The 18,479-nt window shown below is 55.2% G+C and carries 20 protein-coding genes and 1 tRNA gene; 17 read left to right on the top strand and 4 right to left on the bottom strand.

Features of this window, described 5'->3' with window-relative positions; translation table 11 throughout:
- The first annotated feature begins 157 nt into the window (after positions 1-157).
- Together PJL69_RS20385 and PJL69_RS13205 are read left to right on the top strand one after the other, a co-directional pair.
- Entirely contained in the window at positions 158-754 is a 597-nt protein-coding gene (locus PJL69_RS20385; protein ID WP_441347497.1) for a DUF4365 domain-containing protein, read from the top strand.
- Positions 649-1,803 carry a hypothetical protein gene (locus PJL69_RS13205; RefSeq protein ID WP_271310074.1) on the top strand — a complete coding sequence of 385 codons (1,155 nt, stop codon included), beginning with the start codon at positions 649-651 and terminating at the stop codon, positions 1,801-1,803. The genes PJL69_RS20385 and PJL69_RS13205 overlap by 106 nt, the downstream gene beginning before the upstream one ends.
- A 13-nt stretch (positions 1,804-1,816) precedes the next feature.
- Here PJL69_RS13205 and PJL69_RS13200 read toward each other — a convergent pair whose 3' ends face one another.
- From PJL69_RS13200 to PJL69_RS13185, 4 genes are all read right to left on the bottom strand, one after another.
- Positions 1,817-2,452, bottom strand: coding sequence for a recombinase family protein (locus tag PJL69_RS13200; RefSeq protein ID WP_271310073.1), 636 nt, complete (start codon positions 2,450-2,452; stop codon positions 1,817-1,819).
- A 569-nt stretch (positions 2,453-3,021) separates the two neighbouring features.
- The gene (locus tag PJL69_RS13195; RefSeq protein WP_271310072.1) at positions 3,022-3,780 is read right to left on the bottom strand and encodes a ParB/RepB/Spo0J family partition protein; all 759 of its coding nucleotides are present in this window, start codon (positions 3,778-3,780) and stop codon (positions 3,022-3,024) included.
- Positions 3,781-4,109: 329 nt separating this feature from the next.
- Entirely contained in the window at positions 4,110-5,567 is a 1,458-nt protein-coding gene (locus PJL69_RS13190) for a tyrosine-type recombinase/integrase (protein WP_271310071.1), read from the bottom strand.
- Between the two features lie 63 nt (positions 5,568-5,630).
- Positions 5,631-5,720 (bottom strand) — tRNA-Ser (locus PJL69_RS13185).
- Between the two features lie 201 nt (positions 5,721-5,921).
- Between PJL69_RS13185 and PJL69_RS13180 the strand changes: the two genes are divergently transcribed.
- From PJL69_RS13180 to PJL69_RS13110, 15 genes are all read left to right on the top strand, one after another.
- Positions 5,922-6,812 (top strand): SPOR domain-containing protein, encoded by an 891-nt coding sequence (locus tag PJL69_RS13180; RefSeq protein WP_271310070.1) that lies wholly within the window; start codon positions 5,922-5,924, stop codon positions 6,810-6,812.
- A 13-nt stretch (positions 6,813-6,825) separates the two neighbouring features.
- Positions 6,826-7,995, top strand: a complete 1,170-nt coding sequence (locus tag PJL69_RS13175) for a D-alanyl-D-alanine carboxypeptidase family protein (RefSeq protein ID WP_271310069.1) — start codon at positions 6,826-6,828, stop codon at positions 7,993-7,995.
- A complete protein-coding gene (gene tmk, locus PJL69_RS13170; protein ID WP_441347496.1) occupies positions 7,992-8,627 on the top strand; it encodes a dTMP kinase in 636 nt (211 codons plus the stop codon). Before PJL69_RS13175 ends, tmk begins: the two co-directional genes overlap by 4 nt.
- Positions 8,624-9,775: a DNA polymerase III subunit delta' gene (locus PJL69_RS13165; protein ID WP_271310068.1), complete on the top strand. Its 1,152-nt coding sequence runs from the start codon at positions 8,624-8,626 to the stop codon at positions 9,773-9,775. The genes tmk and PJL69_RS13165 overlap by 4 nt, the downstream gene beginning before the upstream one ends.
- 3 nt (positions 9,776-9,778) lie before the next feature.
- Positions 9,779-10,585, top strand: coding sequence for a TatD family hydrolase (locus PJL69_RS13160; protein WP_271310067.1), 807 nt, complete (start codon positions 9,779-9,781; stop codon positions 10,583-10,585).
- The gene (locus PJL69_RS13155) at positions 10,582-11,385 is read left to right on the top strand and encodes an MBL fold metallo-hydrolase (RefSeq protein ID WP_271310066.1); all 804 of its coding nucleotides are present in this window, start codon (positions 10,582-10,584) and stop codon (positions 11,383-11,385) included. The genes PJL69_RS13160 and PJL69_RS13155 overlap by 4 nt, the downstream gene beginning before the upstream one ends.
- A gap of 24 nt (positions 11,386-11,409) precedes the next feature.
- On the top strand, positions 11,410-12,339 hold the full coding sequence (locus tag PJL69_RS13150) for an AEC family transporter (RefSeq protein ID WP_271310065.1): 930 nt from the start codon (positions 11,410-11,412) through the stop codon (positions 12,337-12,339).
- 68 nt (positions 12,340-12,407) lie between these two features.
- On the top strand, positions 12,408-13,049 hold the full coding sequence (locus tag PJL69_RS13145; protein WP_271310064.1) for a DsbA family oxidoreductase: 642 nt from the start codon (positions 12,408-12,410) through the stop codon (positions 13,047-13,049).
- 413 nt (positions 13,050-13,462) lie between these two features.
- Positions 13,463-13,765: an STAS domain-containing protein gene (locus PJL69_RS13140; RefSeq protein WP_271310063.1), complete on the top strand. Its 303-nt coding sequence runs from the start codon at positions 13,463-13,465 to the stop codon at positions 13,763-13,765.
- Positions 13,762-14,127, top strand: coding sequence for a response regulator (locus PJL69_RS13135; protein WP_209101552.1), 366 nt, complete (start codon positions 13,762-13,764; stop codon positions 14,125-14,127). The genes PJL69_RS13140 and PJL69_RS13135 overlap by 4 nt, the downstream gene beginning before the upstream one ends.
- 13 nt (positions 14,128-14,140) lie before the next feature.
- Positions 14,141-16,336: a chemotaxis protein CheA gene (locus PJL69_RS13130; protein ID WP_271310062.1), complete on the top strand. Its 2,196-nt coding sequence runs from the start codon at positions 14,141-14,143 to the stop codon at positions 16,334-16,336.
- A complete protein-coding gene (locus PJL69_RS13125; protein ID WP_209101547.1) occupies positions 16,329-16,799 on the top strand; it encodes a chemotaxis protein CheW in 471 nt (156 codons plus the stop codon). Before PJL69_RS13130 ends, PJL69_RS13125 begins: the two co-directional genes overlap by 8 nt.
- 5 nt (positions 16,800-16,804) lie before the next feature.
- The gene (locus tag PJL69_RS13120) at positions 16,805-17,704 is read left to right on the top strand and encodes a CheR family methyltransferase (protein WP_271310061.1); all 900 of its coding nucleotides are present in this window, start codon (positions 16,805-16,807) and stop codon (positions 17,702-17,704) included.
- Entirely contained in the window at positions 17,701-18,087 is a 387-nt protein-coding gene (locus tag PJL69_RS13115) for a response regulator (RefSeq protein ID WP_209101536.1), read from the top strand. Before PJL69_RS13120 ends, PJL69_RS13115 begins: the two co-directional genes overlap by 4 nt.
- A gap of 23 nt (positions 18,088-18,110) precedes the next feature.
- Positions 18,111-18,455: a hypothetical protein gene (locus PJL69_RS13110; protein ID WP_271310060.1), complete on the top strand. Its 345-nt coding sequence runs from the start codon at positions 18,111-18,113 to the stop codon at positions 18,453-18,455.
- Positions 18,456-18,479 lie beyond the last annotated feature (24 nt).

Raw genomic sequence — 18,479 nt, 5'->3', positions numbered from 1 at the left:
ACGGCAAGATATACCACAACAAACACGCAGGCATTGCCGTATTCCGCCCTAGCAATGATTGCTTGATGCGCAATTCCCTTCACCACCTAGGCGATCGTTGACACTGGTGGGATCATCGGCAATTGCCCATCAACTTTGAGAGCACATTAGAGCAACAATGATCGCCCCGATGCTGAGTAAAGTTGACCAGAAAGAACAGTTCTCGCTCACCTATCTATACGCAATTGCAAGCAGCGTCGGATTTGCTGTGGAACAACCGCGCATTGACAGAAACAGCATTGATGCGTGTGTCCGCGCCCAGGGTCGCCTCCACCCACAATTAGATCTCCAATTGAAAGCAACCTCGTCACCAGACATCAAGCCGGATGGATTGCACTTCCGCTTGAAGCGTAAGAACTATGATGACCTAAGGTGCGAACGCCTTGTACCTGCGATACTGGCTGTATACGAAATGCCAACAAAAGAACCTGATTGGTTTACGTTCAAAGATACCGAGAGCATTCTGAGGAGTAGGATGTGGTGGGTGTCGCTTGCGGGCCTGCCTGACATTGACAAGGAATCTAAGACAGTGGTGCTTCCTAGAGGGCAATTCTTGACACCAACTACGCTGTCCAACCTACTTGAGGAAATCTCCAAGGGGCGGCTTCCATGCGAGTTAAGCTCAGTGACCAACTTGTGCTTGGCGCAATTGACCCCATGGCCTTGCGTTCGTACGCCATGTCGCAGGGCTGGGAGTTCGCTGAAGAGTACGTGATGGCAGATCGCCACATAGGTGACCTCTATACGATCGCAAGTTCGCCGGACTTGGCGATTATTCTTCCGGCTTCGACGCAGTTCGGAGACTATTCTTCAGTGGTGGGAAGAGCCATTGAGGCAATGTCCGAGGCCGAGGATCGCGATGAACTACAAATCCTGAAGGACATAAAAGTAGCGACATCAGATGTGCTTAGGACACGCGCACCTGCAGGCGATGAAAGTGGCGCAATAGCGATAGGTGACGGCGTCGGTCTCTTCCGAAACTCTCACGACCTACTTCTCTCTGCTGCATGTGCAGTGGGGCATAGAAAGCGAGCATATAAGCTTGGGAAAAACGCGCAGGCATCGGAATACATGAAGAGCGTCAAGCTCGGACAGACTGAGATCGGCTCATTCATAGTTACACTTCTCTCTCCAGTACCGGCTTCACTTGAGATGACAACACAGTCAGGTCTTTGGCCGGAGTTCGACGCGGAGCCGTTCGAGCGCCAAGTTACCAGAGTCCTCGCTGAGGCACTTCAGCACACTCAAAATGCAGTACAGCGGGTAAACAGCGGTGCAGGAATAGAAGAGTTTGAGAAAGGCGTGTCCGGTGGCATTAGCGCGAACCTTTGCTCAGCAGCCGCAAAGCTAATTCAAAATGGGCAAGGATTAGACTTGTCTTTGACTTGGTCGCAATCGAGAAAGGCCCCACTTCCGAAAGCTTCCTTTAGCTTTGTCGAGGAGGACGGCAAGATTCTCAAAGAGGCAGCACGATTGTTGGAAGCAAAAGCGCCTCGTCCAGACGAAGACTTGACCGGTTTCGTGTCCAAGCTTTCACGTTTGGAGGACCAAGTACCGGGAAACATCACCCTTAAGGCGATTGTGGACAACCAACTTATGTCAGTGGCTGTGACCCTTGATGAAGAGATGTATGCGTCTGCAACTGCGGCACACACCAGCCGGAACACGGTAACAATCAGTGGCGATCTCGTAAGAGAAGGCCAGCGCTGGAAATTGAACAACCCGCGCGACCTAGTGGTGGCACGGGACACCAAGACCGACTAATCTGGGCGGCACTTCAATCAGCCCACTTGGACAGAGTTTCTTGAGCTTTTGCTGGGTCTCGCCTGATTCTGATCACTGTCTGGCGGGTTAGCCCGGTCACCTTACTGATCTCCGTTGCGCCGGCCTCTTGCGATAACATTTCAAGCACAACATCCAACGCCCTTTTGTCATAGCTGGGTTTCTTCCCTCGGTACTTTGCCTCGACCTGTTTCGCAGCCGCGATTCCAGCCTTTTGAGCCTCTTTGATGGCCTCTGCCTGCGCCTGTGCCGTTGCGGCCATGAAGGCAATCAAAGCGTCTCTAACGGCCTCTTGCATCGGGTCTGTGGTCGCCCCGTCAAATGTCATCTCGTTGATCACGGTTTTTACCACGACACCCTGCCTCATGAAGTGTCGGATTGTGTCCGTGACGTCTTGGTAGTTGCGGCCCAGACGGTCCACCCAGCGGACAACCAGAGTATCCCCGTGGCGGAGCTTGTCGTACAGCCGTTTTCCTTCTGGGCGCTCCTGCAGCGCAGTGCTGACGCCTGAGACCCCATGGTCCGCGACCACTTCGTCGATCAAGAAGCCAGCTGCCTCTGCTAGCGTCCTATGGTGGTCAAGTGTCTGGTCTGTTGTGGAAACTCGTGCGTACAGGATGGTCTTACTCATAGTGTCCTCATGTGTCCGTTTGGGTTCTGTACGTTGACCGAGATCAACCCTTACGGACACCCCTGCGATTGCAGCGCCAAGGTGTACACAAGCCTATACCCTTACGGACAAAAGGAAATTGCTCAATTAGTGAGTCAGTATGTCGCAGGGGCAGCGCAGGTAAACCGTGGGATGTGTTATGGCAAGGAGACCAATGCGACTGTGCATCGCTCTCCCTGCGCATCTGGAACTTGACTATGAAAATACCCCAATGTGCTACACACTTTCCCTGTGCTTCATCCACATAACCGTTGTAAGACATCGCCCTACTCCATGGCTCCGCCCGCTTTTGCTCACTGATTGCGGCGTGGGTGAGCTGGGTCTCTGCTTTGGGCGGCTGCAACTCTACGTGACCAAAGGGCCGATGCCGTACTGCTAAGCCCCCGCCCAGCGCAAGTGTCAGCTTATGCTCGCAGGCCCTGCGCAAAAAACAGCTTGCCCCCTGTCCTCCGCTGAGAAGGTAGGGGGTAAAAACCGTATCGCTCCGATATAGGTAGACCGCTCAGATATTTGCGGCAGAAAAGTCTCCGTCAGAACGGGAAGTCATCCTCGTCTTCTTCGTCGTCACGCAGCCAGTCAACCACAAACCCCAGCGTCTGCTTGTTCAAGCGCCTGTCCAGTACGCGAGCTACAGCCTCCCACTGGACCCTGCCCATCTTGCCCAGCGCTTCCCCAATGGCGTCATCGAGCGCTTTAGCTCTGGTCGCTATCATTTGTTCCTGCATGTCCTCGTCCCATTCTTGTTGCTCTAGACCCTTCAGTGTGCGCTGCGCTAGCCACCACGACGTTGGTATGTCCATTTCTTCTTGGTTAAAGGCTTTCTTGCATCTCCGCATGTTGGCGATGGTTCCGTCAGCAGCCCCAGTTGCTTGCACGAGCTGCTTCCGAGAATACGCATGGTCGGAGCAAACCAATCGCCACGCCGCGTCCATCTTCTCGGTATTGGTCATGGGGAGCTTGGTTTTGGTACTTTCAGCTATAGCGATCAACTTGGCCTCAGCCTCAGTGCACGCATGTACTGTCACTGTGATCTTCCTTGTGTACTTGCAACGGGTGTAAGCCGCATGGCGGTGGTGTCCGTTCAGGATCACGAAGTCATCCTCTCCCCGATGCCAGACAGTCATAGGGTCCATCTGACTGCCCCCTTGTATCGCTGAGGCGAGGTCTTTCACGTGGCCTCCGTCAGTCTCATACGCGCGGTACTGGAAGGTCTCAGGCTCTGTCTTGAGCTGGCTAATTGCCAGCCGCATGCTTTTGGGAGACTTAAGCCCCTGTTTTACTTTGGTCATTTTGATGTTCTCTTCGGTTGCTTGGGTCCAGATTTGCCGGTCCCAACCTGTGCAATATGCACAGTCAGTGCTTGCACACCTGCGTTATGGCAGATGCGCCGCTGCAGGCGCTCGCTGAGGCTCCATCACCTCGTCGTCGAGAACCTGAAGCAAACGCCACGGACCAGCCGAAGAGCCATCCCGCGCCGTAACTTGAGGCCGTCACCTCATGGACGCGGATGGTGCCTTCAATGGTGGGCCTCAATTAGACGGTGGTACTCAATTCATGGTCGATGTCGATCACGTGGATGCCGCTGTTGCTAAAGTCGAAGAGTTGAAGTGCGTTGCCTCTAAAACGCCTCGAGGTATCCGGCCTCCTTCAAGGCCTCCCAGACCCTCTGCTGCCACTCCCGCAGTTGCTTCCACTCAAGGCCATGGTCATACACGTCCATGGCTTCCTTCGGTTTCGCCCAGCCCCCCAGCTCCTGCCGAATGTCTCTGGGGACACCTGCTCTCTTCGCATGTGTCGCCCATGTGTGCCTGAAGGAGTGCATCACCAGTCGCCCGTCAGTATCGACCCCAAGAGTGTCCCTCCTGAAGCGTGTGAACCATTGCGAAACTGCGCTTGCCTTGCCTTTACTAGGCCTCTGTGACCACTCATGGAATAGCCTACGCTCGTCGCTGGGGAGGTCCTGCTGCGCTTGCGTAGCGGCCCTAACACGTTCTGCTAGTAGGCGCTGGGCGTCTTCAACAAGCGGTATGAAGCGTCGTGCGTTGTCGGTCTTGCCGTCTGGGATACTGAAGCCTGAGCCATCGAGTTCGACATGCCTCAACTCTAGCGAAGCGACCTCGTCCGCCCTGACACCTGTAGACAGTGAGAGCCTCAGTATGTCGGCTTTCTTGGTCCCCCAATCTGGCTCCGCCATAAAGAGCTTGGTAACCTCTTCCGCAGTGAAGGCATCACGCTTCTGTGCCTTCTTCGCTCTGTTGGTCTTCTTGCGGGAGATGCCCTGCTCCTCGCGGACCCAAGGATTGGGGACAGCGCTGCCGCCTTTCCCCCTCAAGACACGCCTATCGGTGACTGCCCATGCCCACAGCCCTCGTAGGTGCGTCGTATGTTTATCGACTGTTGTAGGCGACACCTTGGCCGTCAGGGGTAAGTACTCAGTCCGAAACCTAAACGCCTTCTGCACCGTGACATCCGCAAGTGTAGCGCCATCTCCCAAGTAGGCCGCCAGATGTTTCACTGAGGACCTCACGTCGTTCATAGTTGAGCGCTTTAGTGGGTCAAGCCCGAGAGGGTTTCCCTCCACCCTATCGTCCAGATACTGCTCCAACGCCTCGGCCAGCGGTAGCTTCCCCATGAGGACAACATCAGCGAACTGCTGGGCCTCTTTCGCGTAGCCTGCTTCAGTGGCCCTGTCTAACTGCTCTGTCAGGATCAGGTCATGCTCGTCACCTTCGACTGCCCGCAGCTCCCGCCATGCCTTGGCATTCTCTGGTGAGAGATCGATGATGCCGCCGATGCTCTTTTGGCCTTTACCTTTCTTGGCCTCAGCCTCGAGTTGCCAGAGTTGGCCGATGCGCACATCTCTCGTCCGCACGGCTTCAGCGTACTTCGTGGTGTCCAAACCCAGCTTCAGGGTCTTACCGAACGGCTTCCCTGTCCAAGGGTTTTCAGTCCCGACCAACACTTCGGGCGTCTTGATGCGCAGAGAGTAGCCCTTGCCTCGGGGTCTTTCGAGATGGCGCATGTCACGAGCTTCCTCGTGTGTGCCTCCGTCGTCTTCGTCGATGTGGTACGCCACGTACTACATGCACCTCTGTAATACATGCAATTCTCACCTTATAAATCAACGACTTAGACAAGGTGGCGGAGGAGGTGGGATTCGAACCCACGGAGGGCGTTAACCCTCGTCGGTTTTCAAGACCGGTGCATTCGACCACTCTGCCACTCCTCCGACGCCCTCTCCCTAATCGGGTCAGGCGGCGGGTTCAAGAGAAAAACCTGCGCAAAATCTCGCGGAGCTGTTTCACCAGACTTTCCATGCGGAAACCAGCACGCTAAACTCCCGAGCAAAGCGCTCCGGCACCCCGTTTGAGAATGGAAACACTCTTCAGCGCATCCGGGGCTAAAAGCATGAGCGGGCAGAGGACAAATCATGAGCAATCAAACCGGCGTTTTGCGCAATATCTCCAAACGCTGGATTCTCAGCACCTGCATTTCAAGCAGCCTGCTACTGGCGGGTTGTTCTGATTTTGAAAACCCATTTGGCCAACCCAGCGCTGACACAGAGGTCGCAGAAACGGGAAGCACGGGCCAAACCACGAAACTGGTAGAGCGCGACGTAGAAGCGCCTGAGGTGTTTTCCGCTTCAGAATCCGGTCTATGGGATGGACGCCCGTCTCTTGGCGGTGTCTGGGCGGCGCACCCAGATGTGTCTGATCCAGAACGGGTGATCATCCGAAACCAGTCCAACGGCAAATTTGTCATTGGCGCGCTTTTCCGCCGCGAACGAGAAATCCCTGGCCCCCGGATTCAAGTGTCCTCTGATGCGGCCGAGGCGCTGGGCATGATCGCGGGCCAACCTGTGGCGCTCAACGTCACGGCTCTGCGTCGCGAAGAGGTGGCCGAAGAAGCGCCGGCATCTGCAGAGGCAGCTCAATCAAATGCGTCCACCGCTGAAATAGCTGAAGCTCAGCTGGAACCCATCGCCGCCGCAACAGCAGCAATCGCAGCCGCCGAAGCTGAAGCTGCCCCAGCTGCAGCCGCAACAACCGCGCGGTCAGAAGTCGCGCCAAAGCCTTCTGCATCGTCATTGTCAAAACCCTATGTGCAAATCGGTATTTTCTCGGTGCAAGCCAATGCGAACCGCGCAGCGGAGCAAATGCAAACCACTGGACTGTCGCCGCTAGTGCGCAAAACCACGTCTGGTGAGAAAACTTTCTGGCGTGTCCTTGTCGGGCCCGCCAGCAGCAAATCTGATCTCAAAGCGATCACGGACAAAGTACATGGTATTGGCTTCACAGATGCCTATGCTGTGACAAACTAAGGAGGCTTCGCCTATGCTACGATCCGCATTGAAATTTGTCATTTCAGGCGCTCTGGCGCTCAGCTTTGCGACCTCTGCTTTTGCCTTTGAAACCAAAGCAAAGGCGGCCTTTGTCATTGATCAGACCACAGGCACGGTTTTGATGGCCAAAAACGCTGATGAAGCCTTGCCGCCTGCGTCCATGTCCAAGTTGATGACCCTGTATATGGCTTTTGAGGCTGTCCGCGATGGTCGACTAAGCATGACGGAAAAGCTGCCCGTGTCGCAACATGCGATGAATTATGGTGGCTCCACTATGTTTTTGGACACGACAGACCGCGTGTCCGTCGAAGATTTGCTGCGTGGTATCATCGTGCTGTCGGGTAATGACGCCTGCGCTGTGATTGCCGAAACTCTGAGCCCAGATGGCACCGAAGCGGGATTTGCCCGCCAGATGACACTGCGCGCACGTCAGATGGGCATGACCAATTCCACCTTTGCAAATTCTAACGGCTGGCCTGCCCCAGGACACCGGATGAGCATGCGCGATCTTGCATTGCTGGCCAATCATCTGATTGCAGATTTCCCCGAATTTTATCCGATGTTCTCGGAAACCGAATTTGCATTTGATGGCCGCGCACCGAAAAACACACAAAACCGCAACCCACTATTGCGACTGAATATCGGCGCAGATGGCCTAAAGACCGGCCATACGGCAGAGGCAGGATACGGTTTGGTCGGCTCCGCCAAGCAAGGCAAGCGCCGTGTGATTTTCGCCTTTTCTGGACTGGATACAGTAAATGAGCGCGCGGAAGTGTCCGAGCAAATCGTCAACTGGGCCTTTCGCCAGTTTTCAGAAACGACCCTAATCCGCGAAGGCGAACGCTTGGCCGAGGCAGATGTTTGGATGGGCAAGACTCCTCGAGTCGGCCTTGTGCCCGCCGAGGATGTAGATGTCTTGCTCCCAGTTTTGTTGCGCGGAAAAGTCGACGGAGAGGTCATCTATACAGGCCCTATCGAGGCGCCAATCACCAAAGGCCAGCCACTTGCCGAGTTGGTTTTGAGCCCGGAAGGTTTGCCAAAAATGCGCATTCCACTGGTTGCAGAGGCTGACGTGCCAGAAGGCGGCTTCGGCGTGCGCCTGCGTGCGGCCTCCAGCGTGTTAATGTCCCAGTTTGGACTGCTTGTAGAGGACGCATCGTGACCACAGGTTGCTTTATCACCTTCGAAGGCATCGATGGCTCCGGCAAATCAACACAGGCCAAGAAACTTGCAAAGGCGCTTCAAGATCAGGGGCATGAGGTTGTTCTGACACGAGAGCCGGGCGGTTCGGAAGGCGCAGAACAAATCCGTTCTCTGGTACTTGAGGGCGACCCGGATCGCTGGTCGGCGGAAACCGAGATTCTGCTCTTCACCGCAGCACGACGGGACCACTTAGAACGCACAATCCTGCCAGCGATTGCCGCAGGAAAAGTGGTCATCTGTGACCGCTTTGCCGACAGCACGCGCATGTATCAAGGTTTGTCTCGCGGCGATCTGCGTGCGATTGTCGATAAGCTGCATGGCCTGATGATCGGGCGAGAGCCCGATATGACAATTCTGATCGACATGGATCCGGCTGAGGGGCTGAAACGGGCAAAATCGCGCAACACCTCTGAAGAGCGTTTTGAGGACTTTGGCGAAGGCCTGCAGCGGCAAATGCGTCAAGGCTTCCTTGATTTGTCACAGGAATATGCCGAACGGTTTGTGGTGATTGACGGCGCGCGCACGCAAGATGCGGTGGCTGAGGATGTGCTCTCCGCTGTCTCAAACCACCTCAAGGATCTGGCAGCGTGAGCGAAGAGCAGCTTCCTGAGCCAGATCGCGTCGACGGCGCACCCCACCCACGAGAAACCTTTGCTCTCTATGGGCAACACAGCGCAGAAGCCGATTTTCTGACCGCTGTGAATTCTCAGCGCCTGCATCACGGCTGGCTGATCAGCGGCCCCAAAGGTGTTGGAAAAGCCACATTGGCATGGCGCATCGCGCGTTTCCTTTTGACTCTGCCACCGGAGAACGAAGGCGGGCTGTTTGGCAATGCTCCGCCCGCACATACCTCCCTGAATGTAGATCCGGATCATCCGGTTTCCCACCGGATCAGAGCGCTTTCCGAGCCGGGGGTGTTTCTGCTGCGTCGAGGCTGGGCTGGAAGCACCGACAGTGCGCGAGATAAATCTCGTCAGGAAGGCAAATTTGCCTCTGAGATCCGCGTCAACGAAGTGCGCGACCTCAGCGGGTTCCTGCATATGTCCATGGCAGACGGCGGACGCCGTGTGGTGATTGTCGACAGTGCCGATGAGATGAACGTCAACGCGGCAAACGCGCTGCTGAAAATGCTCGAAGAGCCCCCTGCCCGCACTGTCATGCTGCTGATTTCTCATCAGCCATCACGCCTGTTGCCGACGATCCGCTCCCGCTGTCGCGAGCTGCGCCTGAACCCACTGTCGCCGGAAGATATGCAGACCGCCCTCAGCCAAGCAGGTTTTGATGCGGCGGACTCCCCAGCCCTTTCTGAACTTGCCGGTGGCTCGGTTGGTGAGGCACTGCGCCTCCTACAACAGGATGGTCTGGCGCTTTATAGTGAATTGTTGGCGCTGTTTGCGACCCGTCAGGGCTTTGACAGGCCCCGTGCCCTCAACCTCGCCAATTCCATGGCAGGACGCGGTGCAGAGAACCGATTTGAAATGCTGCTGACCTTGCTGGATCTGTTTTTGTTGCGCCTCGCCCGCACCGGCGCGCTTGGCCAGCCGCCAGCTGTGGAAGCGGTTCCGAATGAAGCCCAAATTCTCAGCCAACTGGCGCATTCGCCCTACAAAGCACGCCAATGGGCGCAAACGGCGCAAGAAATTTCAGATCGAACACAGCATGGCAAATCGGTCAACCTTGACCCCGCCTCTTTGGTCCTTGATACGGTCTTTAAGATTCACGAAACAGCGGTGGCCTAAGCCTTGACTGACCTACCTGAAATCACTGACAGCCATTGCCACCTCGACTTCCCAGATTTTAAGGGCCAGCTTGAGGAAACACTCGCCCGTGCCGCAGAAGCGGGCGTGACGCGCATGGTCACCATCTGCACCAAACTACGGAATGAACCGAGCGTGCGTGCGATTGCCGAAGCCCACACGCCAATCTTTTATGCGGCGGGCACCCATCCAATGAGCGCGGCAGAAGAACCGATGACCAGCGTAGAAGAGCTGGTCGCGATCGCGCAGCATCCCAAAATGGTTGGGATTGGTGAAACGGGTCTCGACTACCATTACACGGCGGACAGCAAAGATGTGCAGCAGGTCTCTCTGCGCATTCACATCGAAGCGGCACGTCAAACCGGCCTGCCACTGATCATCCACAGCCGCGATGCGGATGAGGACATGGCCCAGATCCTAACCGAAGAACACAAAGCCGGTGCCTTTGGCTGCGTCATGCACTGCTACAGCTCCGGCCCCAAGCTCGCAGAGCAAATGCTAGATCTCGACTTCTATTTGTCGATGTCCGGCATTGCGGCCTTCCCCCGCTCGCAAGAAGTGCGCGACATCTTCGCTGCCGCACCTGTTGATCGCATCCTTGTGGAAACCGACGCGCCTTATCTTGCGCCCCCGCCCTATCGCGGCAAGCGCAACGAGCCTGCCTATGTCGAAAAAACCGCCCGTATTGGCGCAGAGGTGTTCGGCATGGACTATGCTGCGTTTGCTGCGCAGACGCAGGCGAATTTTGAGCGTCTGTTCAGCAAGGCGCAATTGAAAGCCGCAGCTGCATGAGCGCACGTCTGACTTTCACCATTCTTGGATGTGGCAGCTCCGGCGGTGTGCCACGCATTGGCGGGCATTGGGGGGACTGTGATCCCAACAATCCAAAAAATCGCCGCCGCCGCTGCTCCATGCTGGTGGAACGGGAAACCGAAGATGGCAAAACCACTGTTTTGATCGACACCTCGCCTGATATGCGCGAGCAGCTTCTATCAGAAAATATTAGTGCTCTGGATGGCGTCGTCTACACCCACTCCCACGCAGATCATGTCCATGGCATCGATGATTTGCGCATGGTGGTCTACAACATGCGCCAGCGTGTCAAAGTCTGGGCGGATGGAGCCACCCAAAACGACCTGCTCTCACGCTTTGGCTATGCCTTTGTGCAGCCAGCAGACTCGCCCTATCCGCCGATCCTTGAAATGCACACGATTGATGACGTGGCCTTTACTGTGAGCGGCGCAGGCGGAGACATTTCGCTTCAACCAATCCGCGTCGATCATGGCAGCATTGATGCGCTGGCTTTCCGAGTGAACGACGTTGTTTATATGCCGGACGTTTCAAAAATCTACGATGCCGCCTGGGATCAGCTGCAAGATCTGGACTGCCTGATTGTCGACGCGCTCAGACGCACGCCTCATCCAACCCATGCCCATCTGGATCAAGCTCTTGAATGGATCGAGGCACTGGCTCCGAACCGAGCAGTTCTTACCAATATGCACATCGATCTGGACTACGAAGCGGTTGCCGCAGAGACGCCGGATCACATCACACCAGCGTTTGACGGGCTGAAAATCACCGTCGATCTCTAAGAATAGCACCTAAAGGCCGGCCCCATGCAAACCCTGATATCGGTGATCATGCCGGTCTTTATTCTGATTGGCTTTGGGTATCTCGCCGCATGGAGAGGCTATTTTAGCGCCTCTAACGTCGATGGGTTGATGCGGTTTGCCACAAATTTTGCAGTACCCGTTTTGCTGTTTCGCGCGATTTCGACACTTGATCTGGCTGCGGAATATAACTCCGCCCTTCTGGGCAGTTTTTACGGCGCGGCCTTCATCTGTTTTTTAACGGGTATGCTCGGGGCCAAATACCTGTTTGGCCGTGATTGGGAAGACGCCACAGCAATCGGGTTCGTTTGTCTGTTTTCAAACTCCCTTCTCTTAGGGCTGGCCATCATGGAGCGGGCCTATGGTGAAAACAGCCTAACCGGAAACTACGCCATCATCTCGATCCACGCGCCTTTCTGCTACGGCCTTGGCATCGCAACCATGGAAATCATACGCGCACGTCACAGCAGCAAGGCACGCATTGTCCCAACTGTGTTGAAAGCAATGTTCTCAAATGCACTCATTTTGGGGATCGCGCTCGGCTTTGTTGTGAATCTCGGCAAAATCCCAATGCCAGACCCCCTGACACATGCGGTGAACCTCCTGGCGTCGGCCGCCCTGCCGGCTGCGCTGTTTGGGATGGGTGGCGTGCTGTTTCGCTATCGCCCAGAAGGAGACATGCGCACCATTTTGTTCTGTTGCGCTGTTTCCCTTGGTCTGCACCCAGCGTTGACGGTCGCGTTTGGCACGTGGTCCTCTCTTTCTGTCGACAATATCCGCTCTGCGGTGGTCACCGCGTCCATGGCGCCGGGCATAAATGCCTATCTTTTTGCGAATATGTACGGTCGCGCCATGCGGGTCGCAGCTTCCACTGTTCTGATCGGCACCGCGTTTTCTGTGATCACCATCTGGCTCTGGCTGGGCACGCTTCCGTGAACTGAGCCCCCTTGTATGGTTGCCAAAGAGCAACCAGATCGAAGTTCAGCAACGAACAGGACCACCCTATGATCAAGACTCCGATCCGCGTAGACATAGTTTCCGATGTCGTCTGCCCATGGTGCATTGTGGGATATCGCCAACTTCTGAACGCGGCAACCGCCACAGGTATCGAAATCGAAACTTACTGGCATCCTTTCGAACTCAACCCTGACATGGAGCCAGAAGGCGAAAACCTGCGCGAACACATTATGCGAAAGTACGGCTCTTCCGCCACACAATCCGATGCCGCACGTGAGCAGCTGACAAAAATTGGGGCTGAACTCGACATCAATTTTCTATGGTCAGACGCCAGCCGTATCTACAATACGTTCAACGCTCACCAGCTTATTCACTTGGCCAGCGATGAAGGAAAAGCTCAAGATCTGAAGTTGGCGCTTTTTGAGGCCTATTTCACGCAGGGGCTTGATGTCAGCAGTGAAGATGTGTTGCTCGAAGTTGCCGAAACGATCGGCCTTGATCTTGATAAAGCTGAAACAGCCCTTGCGGATCAGAGTTTTGCAAGCGTGGTGCGTGAAAAAGAAGCGTTTTGGACTTCGCGTGGCGTAACTGGCGTACCCACCATGATATTTGACGGAAAATTCGCCATGTCAGGTGCCCAAGGGGTGGATAACTTCTCTAAAGTTCTAGCTCAGTTTTCCGATACTTAGACAGACTCTGGTGCCACACGCACTTCTTATGGCGCTCTAAGGGAACCGGGACACCACGCCGGCATCCAGAAGGCCACTGTCCATTTTTTGAAACGCCGGAATCGCTGATTCCGGCGTTTCGCATTGCAGATAATCTGCCCAGCCAGTCACCCAAGATGTGCAGTTTTTCCTTCAGAGTTGGTTCATTTTATAACCGCAACCAACATGCAGACATGCTCGCATAGAACAGAATTTATATTCCTATTTATCAACATCTTAAGATCAATTTCTTTGGAAAATCCGCACACAAGCTTACACCTTTTCACAAAACCAAACCCTGTGGCTGAGAGAATTGGAACGGGTAACGCGGTGTTAAGGCATCCCGGCTTAGGTTGCCTCAAATCAGCCAGTCCGAAACGGTATCGACCAAACCCATGAACACAGCAAATTCAACCTCACAACCAGACTGCATCGCGCTTCCGCAGCAGCTGGATTTCGCCCACTGCTCAGAACTGCGCCAAGCTATCGAAGCTTCACGCGGACAACCATTGGCCTTGGATGCGCTCCACGTGGAGTTTCTGGGAGGCGCTGGTGCTGAGCTTCTGCTGGCAACTAAAGCCGAATGGACCGCACGCGGTCTCGGCTTCGAGCTCCGCCAGCCATCCGATGACTTTCTAAAGGGCATGGAGCGGCTTGGCCTGCCCCAGTCCACTCTTCTTGAAAGGGCCGACGCATGACCACCAAGATTCTTGCTGTTGATGACTCGCGCACAATGCGTGCGATGATTCAGACCGCGCTCACCGACGCTGGATTTGATGTAGACCTCGCCGAGGACGGCATTGATGGTTTGGACAAACTCGGTGGGTCTAACCCTGATCTCGTTATTACTGACATCAACATGCCACGCCTTGATGGTTTTGGCATGATCGAAGGTGTGCGTGCGCGTCCTGAGTGCGCCTCTCTGCCAATCCTGGTTCTCACCACCGAAAGTGGCGAAGAACTGAAACAGCGTGCTCGTACCGCTGGCGCAACCGGTTGGATCGTCAAACCATTTGATGCCGAAAAACTGGTTGCCATCATCAATCGTCTGGTTGTCTGAAAGGAACTGAAAAATGTCCGACCTTCGTGACATGTTCTTTGAGGAATGCGACGACCTTCTAGAGGTTCTGTCGACCGGTCTGGATGATCTCCAGAACGGTAACTCAGATGCGGAGACCATCAACGCGATGTTCCGCTCTGTGCATTCCATCAAAGGGGGCGCAGGCGCGTTTGGCCTGGATCGCCTGATCAAATTTGCCCACGCTTTTGAAAATGTTCTGGACGATTTGCGCTCCAACAAGATCGACGTGGACCCAAACATCACCGCTTTGATGTTCTCGGGCTTTGACCACCTGAGCGATCTGGTAGATGCGGCCCGCGAAGACAATGATCTCCCGGATAGCGAAGGCGCATCCGTTCTTTCCGATCTGAAGCTTGTCACGCAAAACGCCAATGGCGGCGTAGCTGAAGAGGAAGACGCGTCCGAAGTATCTTCCGATGACTTCGTTGCCCTGACATTGGATGTTGGGTTGGATCTTGATCTGGGCGGTGATGGCCCCGGTGACCTGCCTGGTTTGCCCTCTCTGGAACCTGTCAGCGAAGGCGCAACGCATTTCATCGTCAAGTTTTCAGCTGATCCGGTTCTCTATGCACGCGGCCACGACCCAGCATTGCTGTTCCGCGCTCTGGGCGAGATGGGCGAGATGACGGTTGAGGCCGATATTTCTGGCGTCGCTACATTGGAAAGCCTGCAAGAAGCTCCAGCAGCTATTTCTTGGACTTTGACACTACGTCCTGATGATGGAATCGACGAAAGCACAATTCGGGAAATCTTCGAATTCGTTGAAGGGCAGTGCACACTCGAGATCATGGAAGTTGCCGCCGAAGCTGCACCAGTGGTGGAAACAGCTCCAGTCGTTGAAGCGGAGCCACCAGCCAAACCTGCAGCTAAGCCCGCCAAACCCTCTGCAAAGGCCGAAGCTCCTGAAAAGGACGCCAAGCAGGAGGCCAAAGGTGGAGACGGTGGAAAAAAGTCCTCTGAGCCGCGCAACAGCACAATCCGTGTGGATCTGAACCGCGTTGACCGCTTGATCAACCTCGTTGGCGAGCTTGTGATCAGCGAAGCAATGTTGCGCCAGTCCATGAACGAATTGCCTGTGTCAGCCAACAGCGCCGTCAGCGAAGCTATTGGACAGCTTAAAACTCTGTCCGGTGTGCTTCAGGAAAGCGTTATGGCCATTCGCGCACAACCTGTACGCGGCTTGTTCCAGCGTATGAGCCGCATCGTGCGTGAGTCCTCCCGTCAAGCAGGCAAGACCTCTCGATTGGTGATGGTAGGCGAAGCCACTGAGGTTGATAAAACTGTGACCGAGCGTCTGGTTGAACCTCTGACGCACATGATCCGGAACTCGGTGGACCACGGCCTTGAAAAGGCTGAGGATCGTATCGCCGCTGGCAAGCCGGAAATGGGCACAATCAAGCTCGAAGCCGCGCACCGCTCTGGCCGGGTTGTGATCTCACTCTCTGACGATGGCGCTGGCGTCAACCGTGAGAAAGTGCGCCGCAAGGCCGAAGAAAAGGGTCTTGTGCGCCCCGAGGACGATCTGACCGATAGCGATATCGACAACCTGCTGTTCCGTCCGGGTTTCTCAACCGCGGATGAGATTTCACAGCTGTCTGGCCGCGGTGTTGGTATGGATGTTGTGCGTTCTGAAATTCAGGCGCTTGGCGGTCGCATCAACCTGCAATCTGAGCCAGGAAAAGGCACCACGATCACCATCTCTCTGCCGCTGACTCTCGCGGTTATGGAAGGCATGCTCATCGAAGTCGCAGGTGAATCCCTTGTGGTACCCACTGTTGCATTGCGCGAGACACTTCAGCCGGGTCAGGCGAACATTCATGACTTCTGTGATGGAGATCGCGGACTGTCCGTAAATGACTCGATGCTACCGATTGTGGATCTGGGCGAAGCGCTAGGTTTCCGTAGCTCGCTGGAAGATCTGAGCAATCAATCACTTTTGCTGATTGAAGGCGAGTCCGGCCGACGCTCTGCGCTGGCAGTCGACGGCATCGTTGAGCAACGTGAAGTTGTGATTAAGGGTCTGGAGCAAAACTATCACTCAATCCCCGGCATCGCAGCGGCCACCATCCTCGGCAACGGCAAAATCGCCCTGATCGTGGACACCGACCAAATGATCCCCTCACCGGGCAATGGCAACCCAGGACTGCGCAAAGGGTCCGAACTTGTAGAGGTGAACTCTTATGTCTGAACAAGCAACCATTGAAACGACCGATGAGCGTATCGAAATCGTGTCTTTCACCATCGGTGAACAGGCGTTCTGCCTCGACATCGGACACGTCCTTGAAATTCGTGGCTGGACCAGCACAACTACCCTGCCCCACGCACCTGACTACGTCGTTGGCATGATGAACCTGCGCGGCGCCGTGCTGCCGGTGATCGACCTGTCCATGCGCCTTGGCCTTGGCAAAACGATCCCGGAATCGCGCCATGTGATCATCATCGCGCACATTGATGAGAAGAGCGTGGGCTTCCTGGTAGATGCAGTTTCCAACATCATCACTGTGAACACCGAAGAGATGAAGCCAACACCCGAAGTGTCCTCCTCCAGAACCGCCGCCTTCATCCGTGGGGTCTACACGCTGGAAGAGACCATCGTGCGTGCAATCGACGTACACCAGATTATGCCTCAGGAAGCTCTGTCAGCAGCATGAACGAGATGGCGCAACATACCCTTGAAGAGGGAACAATCAGTGATGCGGACTTCACCCGCATTGCACAGCTTGTGCGGGAGATGATGGGCATCGACCTGCAACCCCACAAGCGTACGATGGTTGCCTCTCGATTGTCTAAGCGCCTGCGCGCCACCGGATTTGACTCTGTTGACGCATACATCGACTACATGTTGTCCCCGCAGGGCAAAGACGAACAATCGCGCTTTGTGAGCGCCTATACGACCAACATGACGCGCTTCAATCGCGAGGGGCATCATTTCGAGCAACTGGCAGAAGAGTTTCTGCCAAATCTCATGGCTAAGGCACGCCGCGGCAAACGCGTGAGAATTTGGTCTGCTGGATGTTCCAGCGGGGAAGAGCCTTACGGTCTGGCATTCCATGTCTTGGATGCCTGCCCGGAAGCCGAAAGTCTGGATGTGAAAATACTGGCAACGGATATCGACACCGAAATTTTGGCCACGGCCAAACGTGGCGTATATCCAACGTCATCCACAACCTCTCTGCCCAATGGGCAGGCCAACAAATATTTCTCCCCCCACGAGGGGGCGAGAGACCGAAGTTCAGTAAGCGACAAAGCGCGCAACCTGATCAGCTTTAGACGCCTCAACTTGCACGGTGAGTGGCCGTTCAAGGGCAAGTTTGACATCATCATGTGTCGCAATGTTGCGATCTATTTTGATGCACCAACCCAAAGCCGCCTTTGGCGCCGGTTTGGTGAACAACTTTGCCAAGATGGTCTGCTGTTCCTGGGTCACTCCGAGGGGATTGGACCGGAACATGCAGACATGTTCCACACAGTGGGACGCGGCGTCTTTTCGACAAGCACCTCCCGCGTCGGCGGCACGTCCGCAAACGCATCAATGCACATGGGGAACTCAAAATGAGCTTGAAAGATAAGCTACATATCTTGGTAGTGGACGACATGTCCACAAGTCGTGGTCTCATCACGCAGGCGCTCGATGAAATCGGGATCGTCAACTACCGCACAGAAAACGACGGTGCGAACGCATGGCGCAGCCTTGGCGCCAAACCGGTTCACCTGATCCTGTCTGACTACAACATGCCAGGCATGGACGGTCTGCAGCTGCTGGAGGGCATCCGTTCCAACAAAGCGACCGCCCGTACGGGTTTTATCCTGATCACAGGTCGGGCCGATCCAGAAACGATCAACAAAGGTGTCCAACTCGGCATGAACAACTTCATTAAGAAGCCGTTCCAGACCGCTCAGTTGAAAGCCTGCATCGAGAAGGTCGTGGGGCCCCTGTAAGGGGCTTCATTGGGGGATTGCGTATGACCACTCGTACCACCGCAGATGTATTGAGCACGATCGCTGAAGACGTGGCTGATCTCGCATCCATTGCACATGCATTGGACAATCTGACCAGTGAGTTGGATTTAAGCGGCGCAGATCAGTCAAAGATCCGGGATCTGCAACGTGTTGATGCGCTGTTTCAGCATCTTGATGACATCGCGGTTTTGCTTGGCAACATGTCCAAACTGATTGGCGCTGGCCCAGATCTCAATGTGCAGGATCTGCAGGACAGCGTCCGTCTGGACTATCTCAAGTCTCGTCTTTCGGACGCAGCAACAACCACCGAAATGTCGCCTGATGCAGGCACTGTTAACCTCTTCTGAGCCCCTCGCGCTCAGCAACGAAAT

Origin of the sequence: Shimia sp. MMG029 (assembly GCF_027947445.1) — a bacterium.
GTDB lineage: Bacteria > Pseudomonadota > Alphaproteobacteria > Rhodobacterales > Rhodobacteraceae > Shimia.
Note: the sequence above shows the minus strand (reverse complement) of the source record. Positions and strands in the feature narration are given on the sequence as shown.